Genomic DNA, 17,376 nt, shown 5'->3' with positions numbered 1-17,376 from the left:
ATTTTTAGATTCATATACACCTCAAAGTTGAGGTGTTATTTTATCAAATTAAGGAGGTTTAAGCGCTTAAATTAAATCGAAATTTTTGATATTGGTCTGATCAATGTCTGATATAGGGTCTATTTAACGTTAAGAAAATCACGCTAGAACTAGGCAAAATTTTTAACGACGTTATAGTGAAATTTAATTCGTTAAATTGATCAAAGATTTATGCAGGTTGGTATAACTATTTAAGATTATCAATTCGCTTAATAAAGTGATCTAATTGGTATTATACCCACAACTCTGAAATTGGAGTATCTACACGGTAATGATGACTCAGCTGCGCTTGTAATAGCTCAGCGGTAGCAAGAGCATCTGTTAATGCATTATGGTTTTGATACGCGGGCAAAGAATAACGCGCACGGCAATCTGTTAATCTGAGTGAGCCAAGTTTTGTGTTAAACAATCGACCTAATACTCCCTGCCTTGCTTTTAGTGCTCTTTTTTCTAACTCCATTGTATCAACAAGTGCAAACTCAATACCTTCTTTAAGCCTCAGTAATAACGCATTATTTAAAAAATGGCGCTCTATTGCAGCGTAATGCACCACGACAACTTTGCCACTTAGCGCTTCAAGTAAAGGTTCAATAATTCGGTTAAAGTCAGGAGCGTCATCCACCTCAGAGTGCGTTATTCCATGGATTAAAATAGACTCTTCATGCAGGTTACGTCTAGGTTGAACAACCCAATGCCGGCTGTGCTTACAATAAATACGCTTTAAATTAAATGGCACTAAGCCAACACTCACAATATCGTCGTTCTGGCTATTTAAACCTGTTGTTTCAAAGTCCATTGCTACAAAAGGCACATCTTCTACTGCGGCTTTATCTTGGTTATAAGCACCTGCATAAAAGTGTTTTAACAATTTATTTTTGGTGTTGTTGGCAAGCTCGTTATATCTAGCTTGCCAATCAAGTACTTTATAATTACGTGGATTCATAGGCTACTTCACACCAGAATTTGCTGTGTAGCTAAATTTTAAATAGCTTTGTGCTTTTTCTAAAATAGCAAACGCCTCTTTTAAATTTCGCTGCTCGAACGGAGACAATAAATGTGGATCTAAGTCATTATCAGGCTCTTCGCCCTTCTCTATTTGCCACGCTTGATGACGAATTCGCATCATAGCAATATACTCAAGTGCATCACGTAAATCTTGGGCTTTACCCTGCGGTAATAGTTTAGCTTCAATAATATCTTCTAAACGCTCAAACGAATTTTGTTTACGCGAACCAATGGCTAACGCATGCACGCGTATAACATCAGAAAGCGGTGCTGTACCTCTTCGCTTTAAGTTCATTGAACGTTTATGCTGGCCATTATGCTCCATAACAAAGCCTTTAAAAAAGCCAAGCGGTGGTGTTCTATTTCTTGCATTTGCTGCCATGTTAGCTAGAAATATACGATTCGCTTTACTTTGTTTCGCTATAAATATTTTAAGCTCATTAGCCCACTTAGTTTTGCCCCACACCCCGTCTAAATCAAAAAATATAGAGCTATTAAGCAGTGCTTGTGGTTTTGGCTGAGCAATCCAATCAGCAAATTGATCAAACCATTCGGAGCGGGTTTTACGCCACTTTTTAAACGACGCCATTATTTCGCCATCACAATAGGTATAACCACATTGCGCTAGGCCATCACACACAAAGTCTGAGATATTCTGAAAATATTCGTTATGTTTTTCGTCGTCGTAACTGTCATCTAAAATTAATGCGTTATCTTGATCAGTTACAATAAGTTGCTCGTCGCGAGCCATTGAGCCCAGTGCAATAAAGCAATAAGGAACGGGAGGTGGGCCAAATTTTTCTTCAGCTAATACGAGTAATCTTTGCTTAAATGTACGCCCGATAACCGCCATGGCAGTACCAATCATGTGTGAATTTGCATCTTCATTAACCATGCGTACAAATACATTGGGTAATTGGCGTGCATAATGCGCTAAATCCTCAATTGTTTGTTGAGCAAGTATGCCGCGCACGAGTAATAAGCTGCTTTGCGATTCATAACGTAAAATATCAGAGAGTGATATAACTCCTATAGGACGTCTTTTTTGTACTACAGGCAAATGATGTAAGTTATCTCTAAGCATGGCAAGTACTGCTTCGAAAATATAGTCATTAGCATCTAAAAGCACTAAGTTAGTCGACATAATCTCTTTTGCTTGAGTATTAAAATCAAGCCCTTTAGCCACTACTTTTGAGCGTAAATCCCTATCGGTTATTATGCCAACGACTTGCCCATCATCTTCTTCTGGGTCATCATTTATAGGTTTATTTACATCAGTTACCAAAACTGACGAAACGGCCTCTTCGGTCATCAATTTTGCAATATCTTGTATTGTAGACGTTGCATCTACGGTGACTACATCTCTGTGAATTAATGATTTTACCTTCGCAGTTGTAAGGTCATTCCCATCGGCTTGTTCAACAATAGCTTGATGTAAACGCACATTACCATCTGTTTCAAAGTAGTCAGCAAACGCATCAAACTCATCACAGTAACGATTGAATAGTTCAACATTTATGCAATAAACTAACGTATCTTCAAGAGCAGTTGCAGGAAAACGCACCTTACGGTTCATCAATAAACCCATTTGACCAAATATTCCTGCGATAGCCAAACGATTGTATAGCTCACCATTTCGGCGATACATTTCTACAGAACCACTTCTAATCACATACAAATCAGATATGTCTTGTCCAAAACTTAAAATGTCAGTTTTTGCTCTAAAATAAGCAACCTCAACTTGTTGAGCTAGCTCATTAAGCGCTTTTTGAGGTAAGTCATCAAAAGGAGGATGTTGTGCTAAAAATTGTGCGATTTCAACTTGTTCGGCTTGCATAAATCCCTTCCTGTATGCGCATTAAAATGACTAAATATGTTTGCAGATTAACACTATCATCGGAGCGTGAAAACAATTACTGCACAATTTTGGGCACAAAAAAAGAGCCCAGATAGACTCTTTAAATGTGATACTTATTGTAAAAATTTATTTACCGCGCTGAGCGTCTTTTTGCGCTTTTTTAGCTTCTTTACGTTGCTGTAAAACGGCTTGCGCTTCATTGCCAATATGACCTTCACCACGGGCTTGTGCTAGTTCTATTTGCTTTTGGCGTTCAGCAAATCGCGCGCGTTGCTCGTCTGTTACTTCCTCAATACAATGATGACAAGATACACCTTCCATGTATTCAGGCTTTAACTTTTCTTCTTCTGTAATTGGCATACGGCACGCGTGGCATTGATCATAAGAACCTTTTTGTAAGTCGTGATCAACCGCAACGCGATTATCAAATACAAAACATTCGCCTTCCCACATGGTTTCTTCTTTTGGCACTTCTTCAAGGTATTTTAAAATACCGCCTTCAAGATGATAAACCTCATCAAAACCTTGCTCTTTCATGTAGGCTGTCGATTTTTCACAGCGAATGCCGCCGGTACAAAACATTGCTACTTTTTTATGTTTCTCAGGGTCTAAGTTTTCTTTTGCCCACTGTGGAAATTCACGGAATGTCGTTGTATTTGGATCGACTGCATTTTGAAAAGTACCAATCTCAATTTCGTAGTCGTTTCGTGTATCAATTAAAATAACTTCTGGATCAGAAATAAGCGCATTCCAATCTTTTGGTTTTACATAGCTACCCACAACTTTTAGAGGGTCAATTCCCTCAACGCCCATCGTTACAATTTCTTTTTTGAGCTTTACTTTAGTGCGATAAAACGGGCATTCATCATCGTAAGATTCTTTTGTTACGATGTTTTTTAAATTTGGTTGCTTATCAAGCCATGCTAGTAAATTGTCTATCCCTTCACGTTTTGCAGAAACAGTGCCGTTTATTCCTTCAGCCGCAAGTAGTAATGTACCGCGTACTTCATTCGCTTCCATCACTTCAAGTAATGGCTTACGGATAGCTTCAAATTCAGGTAAACCAACAAACTTATACATCGCACACACTACAAAGTGCTCATTTGTTACATTATCTTTATGGACAGCCGTCATTTTATTTCCTATTTTGCTTTTTTAGCCAGTATTGGCGTTTACCGAATCGTAAATCCGGCGCATATGGGGCGCGTATTTTACGCTTTTTTAATTTAATTGCAAAAAATAGCGCTATAGATTGGTTTTTACTGTTAGCGACCTATCTGTGTAAGCTATAATGCGCTGATAAATTTATAGACTTAATTTGCTCATTTTGGAGAAACACACATTGCAGTTTACTGATCTTGGGATTGATACACGCCTTGAAACACAATTAGCACATCAAGGGATCACCCAGCCCACCGACATTCAAGCTCATGCGGTGCCTACAGCACTTGCGGGGTATGATATTTTCGCTCAGTCTAAAACTGGGTCGGGCAAAACCTTGGCGTTTTTATTACCTGCTGTACAAAGGGTTATGAAACAAAAAGCACTCAGTAAACGCGATCCTCGTGTACTTATTGTTGCTCCTACGCGTGAGCTTGCTACGCAAGTATTTACTCAACTGCGTTTATTAATTGCAGGCACAGCCATTAAGGCCGTAAAAATACTTGGCGGCGAAAACTTTAATGACCAAATAAAAGCACTTAGAAACGACCCACAATTCGTAGTTGCTACACCTGGGCGTTTAGCCGATCACATTACAAAACGCTCACTACAATTGAGTGGGCTAGAACTGCTTATTTTTGATGAAGCCGATCGTATATTAGATTTAGGCTTTACCGAGCAGTTAAAAATGATTAACGAGCAAGCTAATCACCGTTTACGTCAAACGTTATTGTTTTCTGCAACACTTGACCATGCTCAAGTAGATGCACTATCACGTAATCTATTAAAAAAGCCAAAGCAAATCACGCTAAGTGCGGCGAACGAGCAACATAGCGATATTAAACAAACGTTATACCTTGCCGATCACCTTGATCATAAAGAAGCGCTTTTAGAGCATTTCTTGAATCAAGATGATGTTGGCCAGTGTATTATCTTTACAGCAACACGTTCTGACACAAGTCGCTTGAGTGAAGCGCTTAATGCTAAAGGCTTCAAGTCTGTAGCGCTTGCTGGTGATTTAACTCAAAGTAAACGTTTAGATATTATGGATTCGTTTAGTCGCGAAAACTTTAAAATATTGATAACGACCGATGTTGCGTCTCGTGGTTTAGATTTACTAAGCGTAACGCATGTTATTAACTTTGATTTACCAAAACACGCAGAAGAGTATGTACACCGCATAGGTCGTACTGGGCGTGCTGGTTTTAAAGGTAACGCAATTTCATTAGTTGGGCCTAAAGATTGGGCAAGTTATTTAGCTATTAAAGCATTTTTAAATGACGAGTTAAAATTTGCGAGCGTAGAGGGTTTAAAAGCTAAGTTTAAAGGTTTAAAAGAGAAAAAACCTGAGGCAACGTGGGATAAATCTAAAGAAAAAGCAGCTGCTGTTAAAAAGCCTGTATTTAAACGCAAAGCTAAACCTAAAAAGCCAACAGCACCAATTAAAGCACCAATGAACATTGATGGCGATACACCAATGCGCCGTAAAAAAAAGACTGAGCAGGAATAATTATGAGTTACCTAGGAACCACACAAACATTATTTGTAAAAGAAGTGAGTAACGAAGGTGCTTACTTAGACGGCCATGATTTAGGTGAAGTATTTTTACCAAAGCAAGAAATTAAACATGAACTTGAAGCTGGCGATAGCATAAGTGTTTTTATCTTTTTAGATAATGCTAATTTAGCGACTGCGACAACTAAAAAGCCACACGCACAAGTAGGTGAATATGCCCTACTTCGCGTTAAAGAAATTAATAGTATTGGTGCATTTTTAGATTGGGGTCTTGAAAAAGATGTTCTAACTCCGTTCAACGAACAAAAACCACGCATGCAAGAGGGTCATTCATATTTAGTTCGTTTGTACCTTGATAATGCAAGCCAACGTATTTGTGCATCAAACAACTTTAATCGTTTCTTATCTAAAGATGAGCCGCAATATACTCACTTACAAGAAGTGGATTTAATCGTCGCTGGCAAAACGGATATTGGCTACAAGGTATTAATTGAAGAATCGCACTTCGGTGTTGTTTTTTACAATATGGTATTTAAAAGCTTATTTGTAGGCCAAAAGCTTAAAGGATTCATTCAAAAAGTACGTGAAGACGGAAAAATTGATGTTGTACTAGAAAAACCAGGCATGGGTAAAGTAAGTGACCTTGGTGAAACTATTATGCAAAAACTTAAAAACGAAGGTGGAGTTATTCCATTAGGCGATAAGTCTGAACCTGAAGCGATTAAAAAGATGTTTTCTACTAGTAAAGCTAATTATAAAAAAGCGATTGGTGGATTGTTTAAACAAGAGTTAATAGATATTGAAGCGAAGTCCATTCGCTTAAGATCTTAGTCATAAATAATAGACTTTAATTACCAATAATATCTGTTGGTAATTAACCTAAAATATACTTGTAAGGTAATGTACATTGCGTATATTGCCTTGAATAATCAAGAACTTCACCTTCCGACTCAATATTGAGTGGCGCTAAACGAAAAACCTTTTTTTCACATTCTGTTTTTTTATCATCAAGTTTCGATATGCATTCACTCACACTCACATGCTGAGATATGAGTGTATCTTCATTCTTGTAACACAGGTGATGAGCATAATCTTGCATTGTTTTTTTAAAATAAAACATATCGACTGGGTACGTTGAAATTATATCTGTAACGGTTGTTACACCGTCATATGCTTTATTAGAAAAAACATATTTATTTACCGAAAAAACTGCAACAATAATTATTAATGAACCAAATACTAACTTCAAAACAAACCCCTTACTTCGTCTTTATTCTAACAATGTAACATAAAATACGTATTAGGTAAGGGTTTTAGCACTATATTGCTGCTTTTTGTTAAATTATGATATGGTTTTATTAACATCGTTGAGCACTTTTACGGGATTATCCGATTGAGTAATAGGTCGGCCTATAACTAAATAATCACTTCCTGCATCGATTGCTTGCTTAGGAGTCATGATACGCTTTTGATCGCCGGCATCACTCCCTTCAGGACGTATACCTGGTGTAACAAGCTTAAAGCTTTCACCTAACTCTGTTTTTAATACTTTAGCTTCTTGCGCAGAACACACAACCCCATCAAGCCCTGCTTCCTTTGCAAGCTTAGCTAAATATATAACTTGCTCTTGAGCCGATTTATCAACGCCCAAACGCTTAAGTTCTGTTTCATCCATGCTGGTTAATACAGTAACAGCAATAAGCAGTGGCGCTTTATCACCAAATTGCTCAAGAGCAGATTTAGCTTTACTCATCATTTCAAAGCCACCAGATGCATGTACGTTAACCATCCATACACCCATTTTCGCAGCGGCAGTAACCGCTTTAGCTACTGTATTAGGAATGTCATGAAATTTTAAATCTAAAAAAACATCAAAACCTAAATCAATTAACTCTTTAACAAATGCAGGCCCAAAATAAGTAAACATTTCTTTGCCGACTTTAAGACGACATGTATCAGGAGAAAGTTGTTTAACAAAGTTTAAGGCAACTTCTTGATCATTGTAATCTAATGCTATAAGAATTTTTTTTGAGTGTTCGAAAGACATGACTATCCTAATGTATGGCAGTAAAATTATTAATATGGGGTTATTAAAATCCGTCTAAGCCTCGACTTGGAACAATGGTTTCCCAATGCTTACAAGAAGGGCAATTCCAATATATTGTGTAACTTGTAAAACCACAATGCTGACATTGAAAGTCAGGTTTTGTAGCAATATAAGAGGTTACAAGCTTATCAATTTCGTTAAGTACTTCTTTGGTATTTTTATTTTGATCGCCCATCAATTGCAGTAAAAAACTGAAACCACGAATAGTAGGTTGACGTTTTAAGCTATCAGTTAAAAATTCAAAGGCTTGTTTTGTATGCCCTTGTTCAAGTAAGGCTTGGCAATGTTTTATTTTAATTAATACACCGCCCTTTTCTAATAAATCACTGACTAATTCATGAAATTGATGCGTTAAATTTAATTGTTTATAACTGTGGGCAAGCTCATCAATAAACAACGGCGCAAACAAAGTGAATTGAGTAACAAGTTCACGCCAGTAATAAATAGCTTTAACGTAATCTTCTTTTGCGTAAGCAACTAAACCTAATTCGTACAGCGGACGCACGGCTTTATAATTTAAGCTAATCGCTTTTCTCATTAGTTGGGGGGTACTGTCACTTAAAGCCGACTCACAATAAAAATTAGCAATCGCTTTAAATTGTTGTTCTTTTGAAAATAGCTCGCTGTGGGCTTCAAACATGTTGATGCCTTTCTCCCATTCACGGGTTTGCGAGTATAAAGTAATAATAGGATCTAGCGCTTCTACATGCCCTGCTTTAACTAACCAAACTAAGTGCTCTTCCGCACTGTCTAGTAGCCCAGCCATTATGTAATCTTCGGCAAGTTCTAAACGGCTAGTTGCAGCTTGTTGTTCATTTAAGCCTGGGTGTTTTAATAGAAGTTCATGAATTTTAATTGCGCGGTCTAATTCACCTCTTCGGCGAAACATGGTGGCAAGTGTAGAATAGTGCTCAACTGAGTCGGCTGACACTTCAAGTAAGTTGATTAAGTGCTCTAAGCCTTGATCTTCTTCTCTATCGAGTAGAAACTTTAAGCCTTTGCTATATTCAGAAGTGATCTGACGATTAAGTTGATGAGCTTGGTTTTTAGCACTGTTTTTACCCATAATCCAACCGTAACCGGCGGCAACAGGTAATAGTAAAAACAAAAGCTCAATCATAGTTAGGTGTCTTTATTCGCGGCAAGCTTTTTCTTATCTTTTTCAGGCGCTAATTGCTTTTTTAAACGGTAGTTTTGCCACTTTAATTGCGAAAACAATTTAAAGCTAATAAAACAACCAATCAAAACACCTAATAAAAAGCAGATACTTATTATTACAGCTAAAGGTAGTGTATTACTGGCTATAATATAATTTATTTGTACTAACTGTGGGTTTTGTGACCCTAATACAAATGCACTGATAAGGCATAGCGCAACCAGAATAATTTTTAATACCTTGAACAAGTAACTACTCCACTAAGTTAACTAGGCAATGCTTTCATTTACGCGGTCGCGTAATTCTTTGCCTGGTTTAAAATGAGGTACATGCTTTCCTTCAAGCTCAACTGTATCGCCAGTCTTAGGATTACGACCTGTGCGAGGAGCGCGGAAATGCAAAGAGAAACTACCAAAACCTCTGATCTCAATACGATCTGAAGTAGATAATGAGCCGGCCATTTGTTCAAGAATTTCTTTTACAGCATTCTCAACATCTTTCACTGGAACGTGTGCGTGTTGTTCCGCAAGTGTTTCTATCAGTTCTGACTTAGTCATAGCGTTTCCTTAAAAAGAGATATAGGAAGGGCAAAAAATGCCCTTCCAACTAAAAACTAATTATATATTAGTCTTTTTGTGCATTTGCGAAAGCAGCTGCCATTGCGTTTTCAAACACTGGCTCTTCTTTCTTAAGCTTCTCTAGTACTTCTTTCTCTTCTGCTTCGAAAAGAGCTTTTACAGATAAGCTTAAAGTGCGGTTCTTACGATCAACACCAACGTATTTAACTTCAATCTCGTCGCCTACAGAAACAACAGTAGTTGCATCTTCAACGCGCTCTTGAGCGATATCAGCTACACGGATGTAACCTTCAACGCCTTCGATAAGTTCAACAGTTGCGCCTTTCGCATCAACTTCAGTCACTTTACCTTTAACAATAGCACCTTTTTTGTTTGCATCAAGGTAGTTATTGAATGGGTCAGCTTCGATTTGCTTAACACCTAGAGAGATACGTTCACGCTCTGGGTCAACTTGCAATACGATAGCAGTGATTTCGTCGCCTTTCTTGAATTCACGTACAGCTTCTTCGCCAGGTGTATTCCAAGAAATGTCTGAAAGGTGTACAAGACCGTCAATACCACCGTCAAGACCGATAAAGATACCGAAGTCAGTGATTGATTTGATCTTACCAGTAACTTGATCGCCTTTGTTCTGTAGACGAGCAAATTCCTGCCAAGGATTAGCAATACATTGCTTAAGACCAAGAGAAATACGACGACGTTCTTCGTCAATTTCTAAAACCATAACTTCAACAGTGTCGCCTAAGCTAACAACTTTTGAAGGATGGATATTTTTGTTAGTCCAATCCATTTCAGAAACGTGTACTAAACCTTCAACGCCTTCTTCGATTTCCACGAAACAGCCGTAATCTGTAAGATTAGTAACACGACCAGAAAGTTTAGAACCTTCTGGGTAACGACCAGCGATAGCTGCCCATGGATCTTCACCAAGCTGTTTAAGGCCTAGAGATACACGAGTTTTATCTTTGTCGAATTTAAGAACTTTAACTGCGATTTCGTCGCCAACATTAACGATTTCTGAAGGGTGCTTAACACGCTTCCAAGCCATATCAGTAATGTGTAGTAGACCATCAACACCACCAAGGTCAACGAATGCACCGTAGTCAGTAAGGTTCTTAACGATACCTTTAACTTCTTGACCTTCAACAAGGTTAGCAAGAAGCTCTTCACGTTCTTGTGAGTTTTCAGATTCGATAACTGCACGACGTGAAACAACAACGTTGTTACGTTTTTGGTCAAGCTTGATTACTTTAAATTCAAGCTCTTTGCCTTCAAGGTGAGTTGTGTCACGTACTGGACGAACATCAACAAGTGAACCAGGTAGGAAAGCACGGATTGAATCAACTTCAACTGTGAAACCGCCTTTAACTTTACCGTTGATAACACCAGTAACAGTTTCTTGCTCTTCACATGCTTTCTCAAGACGGATCCATGCTTCGTGACGCTTAGCTTTCTCACGAGAAAGGATAGTTTCACCGAAACCGTCTTCAATTGCATCTAGTGCAACATCTACTTCGTCGCCAACAGCAACTTCAAGTTCACCAGCAGCATTTTTGAACTGCTCAGCAGGGATAGCACTTTCTGATTTAAGACCAGCATCTACAAGTACAATGTTGTTCTCGATTGAGATTACTGTACCTTTAACGATAGAGCCTTGCTCTGCTTCAAAACCCTTTAAGCTTTCTTCAAATAACTGCGCAAAATTTTCTGACATACGAATATACGTCTCTATATATTATACCAATAAGCAACCATGCTGCATGGGGTTGTTAAAATAGCACTGGCATCCTGCTGGCGCATAAAATGTGTTTTAGCTTCGTTTAGGAAGCTTACCTTCAGAGATAGCAATATCTAATAAAGTTATTACTTTATCAAACACTTGCTGTGCATTAAGTTCGCTAGTATCGATCTCAATAGCATCCTCTGCAGGTACAAGCGGAGCAACGGCACGATTCATATCGCGCTCATCACGAGCTTGAATGTCCTGTAATAGACCACTTAGTGTAACATCAAGACCGCGCGTATTCAACTCAACAAAACGTCTGCGAGCACGCTCTTCTGCGCTTGCTGTTAAATATATTTTTAACGGTGCATCTTGAAAAACCACAGTGCCCATATCACGACCATCGGCGATTAAGCCATTTTCAGTGCGAAATGCACGCTGGCGGCGTAATAATGCTTCACGAACGCGAGGTAATGCTGCAACCTTTGACGCTGCAGCGCCTACTTCTTCATTACGAATAGTAGTCGTTACATCTTCGCCTTCTAAAATAACTTTTCCTGCATTAGTTTGGCTATCTACCAAAAACTGCACATCTAAATTTGCAGCAAGAGGGACAAGCCCTTCTTCATTGTCTAATGCAATTTGGTGATGAAGTGCAGCTAAAGATAAAACGCGATAAATCGCACCACTATCTAGTACATCCCACCCCAACTTGTCGGCTAACAAGCGACAAACAGTTCCTTTACCTGAACCACTTGGGCCATCAACGGTGATCACGGGCATTAATAACGCCTGCATTTAAAACCTCCTGCAATGCACACCTAAATAAACCGCGACATTATACGTCAGTTATTAAAATATATCTGCTATTAGTGTGTAACTTTTGTAATTACTTCTAAATAGCTTATTCACTGACTGATGCTAAAACATTGAAAAATGTAGGAAATGTTTTATAAGTACATTTTGGATCATTAATCGTTATTGGCTTTCCGCCTACGGCAACCATAGCAAAACACATAGCTATACGGTGATCGTCGTAAGTATCTATAGCAACATCATTAAAATGTTCAGGTGGAGTGATTTCTATAAAATCCTCACCCTCTACAACTTCAGCGCCTACTTTTCTAAGCTCAGTTGCCATTGCGTACAAACGGTCTGTTTCTTTAACGCGCCAGTTATAAATATTACGAATAGCGGTTTTACCTTTAGCAAACAAAGCAACTGTTGCCAGTGTCATTGCTGCATCAGGAATTGCATTCGCATCTATATCTACGCCATTAAGCTCGCCTTTGCGAACAACTAAACGCTCATCATACCAATCAATTTTAGCGCCAACCTGCTCCATGACTTTAGCAAAGCCAATATCACCTTGAACCGATTTAGCGCCAACACCTTTAATTTCTATCTCGCCACCGGCAATCGCTGCGGCTGCAACGAAATAAGAAGCCGATGAAGCATCACCTTCAACCATAATACGCTCGATTGATTGATACTGTTGACCACCTTTAACGTTAAAAGTTGCATAGTCACTGTGCTCAACATCAATACCAAAGCGCGCCATAACACCTAACGTAATATCAATATAAGGTTTAGATACTAAAGTACCCTTAATAGTTATATGTGTATCGCCGTTAAATAAAGGTGCTGCCATTAACAAGGCAGTTAAAAATTGACTTGAAATACTGCCGTCAATTTCAACTTCACCGCCGTTGATTTGGCCGCCTACGATTTTAAGTGGTGGATAATCTTTATGTTTTGTATAGGTAACATCGCCACCCAGCGTTTGTAGAGCATCAACTAAGTGCCCTATTGGACGCTCTTCCATACGCGGCTCGCCTATTAGCTCGTACTCACCACTTACAGCAGCAAGTACAGCGGTTAGAGGTCGGTAGGCAGTGCCTGCATTACCTAAAAACAATGGTTCACTTGGTGTTTTAAACACACCACCAACACCCTCTACAGTGGCTACAGTGCGTTCTTCATTAAGTGTCACATTTACACCTAAAAGCTTCAGAGCACCCAACATATGACGAATATCATCACTATCAAGTAAGTTCTCTACAACAGTAGTACCACTAGCAAGCGCTGCTAATAATAAAATACGGTTTGATAAACTTTTTGACCCAGGTAAGGTAACTGTGCCGTTTACACGAGAAATGGGCTCTAAACGAAGTTGCTCCATTAGCTATTTTCCTTTGCAAAGGCAGCCATAAAGTCAACTAGTGCTTGAACACCTTCAAGTGGCATTGCGTTGTAAATGCTGGCGCGCATACCGCCCACTATTCGGTGACCTTCCAAAGCAAGTAAACCCGCTTCGTTAGATTGAGCAACAAATTTGCTATTTAAGCTTTCATCATTCAACCAAAAAGGAACATTCATACGTGAGCGACAATGCTTAGCAACAATATTTGAATAAAAATCAGAGTTATCGATAAAATCATACAGTAAATCTGCTTTAGCAATATTTTGTGCTTCCATGGTTTTTACACCACCATTGCTTTCAAGCCATTCAAATACTTCAGCCGCTAAATACCAAGCAAAAGTCGGTGGGGTATTAAACATACTGCCCTGCTTTGCTTCAAGTGCGTAATCTAAAATACCAGGTTTTGCTAAACCTTCACGCTCTAGTAATGTTTTACGTACAATAACGATTGATATACCCGATGGGCCAATATTCTTTTGTGCACCGGCATAAATTAAATCAAATTTATTAACGTCTATTTCGCGCGATAAAATAGTTGACGACATGTCTGCAACAATTGGTGCTGTTGGGTGGCTAGGTACATCAAAAATCTCTAAGCCATCAACGGTCTCGTTAGGGCAATAGTGGATATACGCTGCATCTGCTGGTAAATCCCAGTCAGCAACCGCTTTAATAGAAAACTCGCCATCAGCATCATTACGTATATCGGTAAAAGTCGTTTGAGTGAATTTACTCGCTTCATCTCTCGCACTTTTTGACCATACGCCATTTTCGCAATAAAAAGCGGTTTTACCTTCTTGGTGTAAGTTTAGCGGTACAGCACTAAATTGTCCTCGGCCACCACCATGCATAAACAACACTTCAAACTCATCACTAATATTCATTAAGCGGCGAAGGCTAGCTTCACATTTTGCAGTAACCGTTAAAAACTCTTTACTACGATGGCTTATTTCCATCACAGAAACACCCAAACCTTGCCAATCTAGGAACTCTTTTTGCGCTTTTTTCATCACCGCTTGCGGAAGCATAGCCGGTCCCGCACAAAAATTATATTTACTCATTACCTTTGCCTCATTCCAGTAATTAAAAATTTCAAGCCTGATCGCACTGCAAACAAGCTGTATTAGTTTTATTCAACAACATAAAAAAAAGCGGCTAAAGCCGCTTTTTCAATTTCAATTATTCAGAAGGAGGATTGTCATCCACTACTTCTTCAATAACCGTATCAACTGTTTCAACGTCTTCGATATCAATTAAGTCACTCTCAGTAACTTCAATCTCTTCTATACGTTGTAAACCAACTACTTGCTCTCCGTCAATAGTTCTGATCAAAATAACACCTTGCGTGTTACGTCCAACCGTAGAAACTTCATTAACGCGAGTTCGTACTAAGGTACCACGATTAGAAATAATCATTATTTCATCGTTGTCATCAACTTGCACAGCACCAACAACAGCACCGTTACGTTCACTCACCTTGATAGATACAACACCTTGTGTTGCACGACTCTTAGATGGATAATCTTCAAGCTGTGTACGTTTACCGTAACCATTTTCAGTTACTGTTAGAATAGCACCGTCAGTTTTTGGTACAATTAACGATACTACGCGTTGCTCGTCTGGCATTTTAATACCACGAACACCTGTAGCAGTACGACCCATTGGACGAACACCTTTGAAACGAATCTCAGGGTTGCCTTCTTCATCAAGTACTGGGTTACCGTTTTCATCAACAACGGTTGTTTCTTCAGCTTCTTTAAAGCGTACTACTTTACCAGCATCAGTGAACAACATAATTTCGTTGCTACCATCGGTAATATCAACACCAATTAAGCTATCGCCATCATTTAAGTTAACAGCAATAATACCGCTTGCACGTTGACGACTGTAAGCCGTTAATGGTGTTTTCTTAACAGTACCAAATGCAGTTGCCATAAAGATGTATTTATCTTCTGCGTACTCGCGTACTGGCAATATAGCTGTAATACGTTCATCAGCTTCAAGTGGTAACAAGTTAACAATTGGCTTGCCGCGCGCTGCACGACTTGCTAGTGGTAACTGATACACTTTAAGCCAATATAAACGACCGGCCGTAGAGAAACATAAAATAGTATCGTGTGTATTTGCAACTAACAGACGTTCAATGAAATCTTCATCTTTCATCTTCGTTGCTGACTTACCTTTACCACCACGACGCTGCGCTTCGTAATCAGACAATGCCTGATACTTCACATAACCTTCGTGAGAAAGCGTTACTACAACGTTTTCTTCAGTAATTAAATCTTCTAAGCTTATATCGTGAGCTGCGGCGTTAATTTCTGTACGACGCTCATCGCCATATTGCTCTTTAATTTCTACTAGTTCGTCACGAATAACTTCCATTAAACGCTCAGGCGTAGCCAAAATATATAAAAGATCAGCAATTAAATCTAATAAGGTTTGGTATTCACTTATAATTTTTTCGTGTTCAAGACCAGTCAGCTTGTGTAAACGTAAATCTAATATTGCTTGAGCTTGTTGCTCAGAAATATAATATTGACCATCACGAATACCTAAATCAGCGGCTAACCAATCAGGACGAGCTACATTATCTTCACCCGCTTTCTCAAGCATGCCTTGTACATGACCTAGTTCCCACGGACGCGCTGTTAAAGCAATTTTAGCTTCAGCAGGTGTAGGAGATTTACGAATAAGCTCGATAATTGGGTCAATGTTTGCAAGTGCAATCGCTAAGCCTTCAAGCGTGTGTGCACGGTCGCGGGCTTTGCGTAAATCAAACACGGTACGACGAGTTACTACTTCACGACGGTGAATAATAAACTCTTCAAGCATTTCTTTTAAATTAAAACACTTAGGTTGGTTATTAATTAAAGCAACCATATTCATACCAAACACAGTTTGTAACTGAGTTTGTGAATATAAGTTATTTAGAATAACTTCGCCTACGTCACCACGTTTGATCTCAATAACGATACGCATACCGTCTTTATCTGATTCATCTCGTAGCGCGCTAATACCTTCAATTTTCTTATCTTTAACCAGCTCAGCAATTTTTTCAATTAGGCGAGCTTTGTTAACTTGATAAGGAATTTCGTGAACGATGATTGTTTCACGGCCTGTTTTTTCATCGGTTTCGACGTCGGCGCGTGCACGCATGTACACTTTACCACGGCCAGTTAAGTAGGCTTGTTCGATGCCCTTCTTACCGTTGATAATTGCAGCCGTTGGGAAATCAGGACCAGGGATATAATCCATTAACTCTAAAATAGTTAAATCAGGATTTTGAATAAGTGCCAAACACCCGTTCACAACTTCAGTTAAGTTATGTGGTGGAATGTTTGTAGCCATGCCTACTGCAATACCCGACGAACCATTCACTAATAAATTAGGAACTTTCGTTGGTAAAACATCAGGGATGAACTCTGTGCCATCGTAGTTAGGAACGAAATCAACCGTTTCTTTTTCAAGATCGGCTAATAACTCATGCGACATTTTTGCCATACGTACTTCTGTATAACGCATTGCCGCTGCTGAATCACCATCAACCGAACCGAAGTTACCTTGGCCATCTACAAGCATATAACGTAGTGAGAATGGCTGAGCCATACGAACTATCGTGTCATAAACTGCACTGTCGCCGTGTGGGTGGTATTTACCGATTACGTCACCGACCACACGGGCCGATTTTTTGTAAGGCTTGTTCCAGTCATTACTAAGCTCGTTCATTGCAAACAAAACGCGGCGGTGAACAGGTTTTAAACCGTCACGTACGTCTGGTAATGCACGTCCTACTATTACGCTCATTGCGTAATCTAAGTAGGAGTTTTTTAACTCGTCTTCAATATTGACTGGCAGAATTTCATTGGCGAGATCAGTCATTTGATATCACATTCCTTCAGTATCAGCTCTCAACAACCCGGTATTGGGTATTAAGAGTATTTGTTATTATTACTAATAGCCATGCTATCACAATTAATTTCAATTTACAGGCGCAAAACTTTGCGATTTATCAATTTAGCCCTATATAATGG

General features: G+C 39.0%; 15 protein-coding genes. 2 read left to right on the top strand and 13 right to left on the bottom strand.

The genetic code is table 11. The features are described from left to right. Nucleotides 1–271: 271 nt before the first annotated feature. The 3 genes from I6F53_RS01410 to trhO all read right to left on the bottom strand — a co-directional run bounded on the left by I6F53_RS01410 (nt 272) and on the right by trhO (nt 4,036). Nucleotides 272–982, bottom strand: a complete 711-nt coding sequence (locus tag I6F53_RS01410; RefSeq protein ID WP_166419014.1) for a 3'-5' exonuclease — start codon at nt 980–982, stop codon at nt 272–274. A 3-nt stretch (nt 983–985) separates the two neighbouring features. Beyond that, nucleotides 986–2,881: a DUF294 nucleotidyltransferase-like domain-containing protein gene (locus I6F53_RS01405; protein WP_165727499.1), complete on the bottom strand. Its 1,896-nt coding sequence runs from the start codon at nt 2,879–2,881 to the stop codon at nt 986–988. Nucleotides 2,882–3,028: 147 nt separating this feature from the next. Further along, nucleotides 3,029–4,036 carry an oxygen-dependent tRNA uridine(34) hydroxylase TrhO gene (gene trhO / locus I6F53_RS01400; protein WP_165727498.1) on the bottom strand — a complete coding sequence of 336 codons (1,008 nt, stop codon included), beginning with the start codon at nt 4,034–4,036 and terminating at the stop codon, nt 3,029–3,031. 208 nt (nt 4,037–4,244) lie between these two features. Here trhO and I6F53_RS01395 point away from each other — a divergent pair, with 208 nt between their 5' ends. Further along, nucleotides 4,245–5,573 carry a DEAD/DEAH box helicase gene (locus tag I6F53_RS01395; RefSeq protein ID WP_166419015.1) on the top strand — a complete coding sequence of 443 codons (1,329 nt, stop codon included), beginning with the start codon at nt 4,245–4,247 and terminating at the stop codon, nt 5,571–5,573. A 2-nt stretch (nt 5,574–5,575) separates the two neighbouring features. Then, complete coding sequence (locus tag I6F53_RS01390; protein WP_024590152.1) at nt 5,576–6,409, top strand: CvfB family protein; 834 nt, start codon at nt 5,576–5,578, stop codon at nt 6,407–6,409. 43 nt (nt 6,410–6,452) lie between these two features. On the opposite strand, the gene I6F53_RS01385 is transcribed toward I6F53_RS01390, so the two are convergent. From I6F53_RS01385 to gyrA, 10 genes are all read right to left on the bottom strand, one after another. Continuing rightward, nucleotides 6,453–6,827 (bottom strand): hypothetical protein, encoded by a 375-nt coding sequence (locus I6F53_RS01385; protein ID WP_166419016.1) that lies wholly within the window; start codon nt 6,825–6,827, stop codon nt 6,453–6,455. A gap of 93 nt (nt 6,828–6,920) precedes the next feature. Further along, nucleotides 6,921–7,625, bottom strand: coding sequence for an orotidine-5'-phosphate decarboxylase (pyrF, locus tag I6F53_RS01380; RefSeq protein ID WP_197238243.1), 705 nt, complete (start codon nt 7,623–7,625; stop codon nt 6,921–6,923). 43 nt (nt 7,626–7,668) lie between these two features. After that, nucleotides 7,669–8,805 carry a lipopolysaccharide assembly protein LapB gene (gene lapB / locus I6F53_RS01375; protein WP_166419018.1) on the bottom strand — a complete coding sequence of 379 codons (1,137 nt, stop codon included), beginning with the start codon at nt 8,803–8,805 and terminating at the stop codon, nt 7,669–7,671. Nucleotides 8,806–8,807: 2 nt separating this feature from the next. Beyond that, a complete protein-coding gene (locus tag I6F53_RS01370; protein WP_024600249.1) occupies nt 8,808–9,089 on the bottom strand; it encodes a lipopolysaccharide assembly protein LapA domain-containing protein in 282 nt (93 codons plus the stop codon). A gap of 21 nt (nt 9,090–9,110) precedes the next feature. Further along, the gene (gene ihfB, locus I6F53_RS01365) at nt 9,111–9,398 is read right to left on the bottom strand and encodes an integration host factor subunit beta (RefSeq protein ID WP_007583054.1); all 288 of its coding nucleotides are present in this window, start codon (nt 9,396–9,398) and stop codon (nt 9,111–9,113) included. A 67-nt stretch (nt 9,399–9,465) separates the two neighbouring features. Continuing rightward, a complete protein-coding gene (gene rpsA / locus I6F53_RS01360) occupies nt 9,466–11,133 on the bottom strand; it encodes a 30S ribosomal protein S1 (RefSeq protein WP_002961176.1) in 1,668 nt (555 codons plus the stop codon). A gap of 96 nt (nt 11,134–11,229) precedes the next feature. Next, nucleotides 11,230–11,940 (bottom strand): (d)CMP kinase, encoded by a 711-nt coding sequence (cmk, locus tag I6F53_RS01355; RefSeq protein ID WP_076923977.1) that lies wholly within the window; start codon nt 11,938–11,940, stop codon nt 11,230–11,232. 106 nt (nt 11,941–12,046) lie between these two features. After that, nucleotides 12,047–13,324 (bottom strand): 3-phosphoshikimate 1-carboxyvinyltransferase, encoded by a 1,278-nt coding sequence (gene aroA, locus I6F53_RS01350; protein WP_166419019.1) that lies wholly within the window; start codon nt 13,322–13,324, stop codon nt 12,047–12,049. Further along, on the bottom strand, nt 13,324–14,406 hold the full coding sequence (gene serC / locus I6F53_RS01345; RefSeq protein ID WP_165739711.1) for a 3-phosphoserine/phosphohydroxythreonine transaminase: 1,083 nt from the start codon (nt 14,404–14,406) through the stop codon (nt 13,324–13,326). Before serC ends, aroA begins: the two co-directional genes overlap by 1 nt. 118 nt (nt 14,407–14,524) lie before the next feature. Continuing rightward, nucleotides 14,525–17,224 carry a DNA topoisomerase (ATP-hydrolyzing) subunit A gene (gene gyrA / locus I6F53_RS01340; RefSeq protein WP_165727490.1) on the bottom strand — a complete coding sequence of 900 codons (2,700 nt, stop codon included), beginning with the start codon at nt 17,222–17,224 and terminating at the stop codon, nt 14,525–14,527. Nucleotides 17,225–17,376: the final 152 nt, after the last annotated feature.

The sequence above is a fragment of the Pseudoalteromonas sp. SWN29 genome (assembly GCF_015864465.1).
GTDB lineage: Bacteria > Pseudomonadota > Gammaproteobacteria > Enterobacterales > Alteromonadaceae > Pseudoalteromonas.
Note: the sequence above shows the minus strand (reverse complement) of the source record. Positions and strands in the feature narration are given on the sequence as shown.

Bases quoted from the DNA above. Each gene is read 5' to 3' on its own strand.
- I6F53_RS01410 (WP_166419014.1), bottom strand. From the start codon at position 982: ATGAATCCACGTAATTATAAAGTACTTGATTGGCAAGCTAGATATAAC.
- I6F53_RS01405 (WP_165727499.1), bottom strand. From the start codon at position 2,881: ATGCAAGCCGAACAAGTTGAAATCGCACAATTTTTAGCACAACATCCT.
- trhO (WP_165727498.1), bottom strand. From the start codon at position 4,036: ATGACGGCTGTCCATAAAGATAATGTAACAAATGAGCACTTTGTAGTG.
- I6F53_RS01390 (WP_024590152.1), top strand. From the start codon at position 5,576: ATGAGTTACCTAGGAACCACACAAACATTATTTGTAAAAGAAGTGAGT.
- pyrF (WP_197238243.1), bottom strand. From the start codon at position 7,625: ATGTCTTTCGAACACTCAAAAAAAATTCTTATAGCATTAGATTACAAT.
- lapB (WP_166419018.1), bottom strand. From the start codon at position 8,805: ATGATTGAGCTTTTGTTTTTACTATTACCTGTTGCCGCCGGTTACGGT.
- ihfB (WP_007583054.1), bottom strand. From the start codon at position 9,398: ATGACTAAGTCAGAACTGATAGAAACACTTGCGGAACAACACGCACAC.
- rpsA (WP_002961176.1), bottom strand. From the start codon at position 11,133: ATGTCAGAAAATTTTGCGCAGTTATTTGAAGAAAGCTTAAAGGGTTTT.
- cmk (WP_076923977.1), bottom strand. From the start codon at position 11,940: ATGCAGGCGTTATTAATGCCCGTGATCACCGTTGATGGCCCAAGTGGT.
- aroA (WP_166419019.1), bottom strand. From the start codon at position 13,324: ATGGAGCAACTTCGTTTAGAGCCCATTTCTCGTGTAAACGGCACAGTT.
- serC (WP_165739711.1), bottom strand. From the start codon at position 14,406: ATGAGTAAATATAATTTTTGTGCGGGACCGGCTATGCTTCCGCAAGCG.
- gyrA (WP_165727490.1), bottom strand. From the start codon at position 17,224: ATGACTGATCTCGCCAATGAAATTCTGCCAGTCAATATTGAAGACGAG.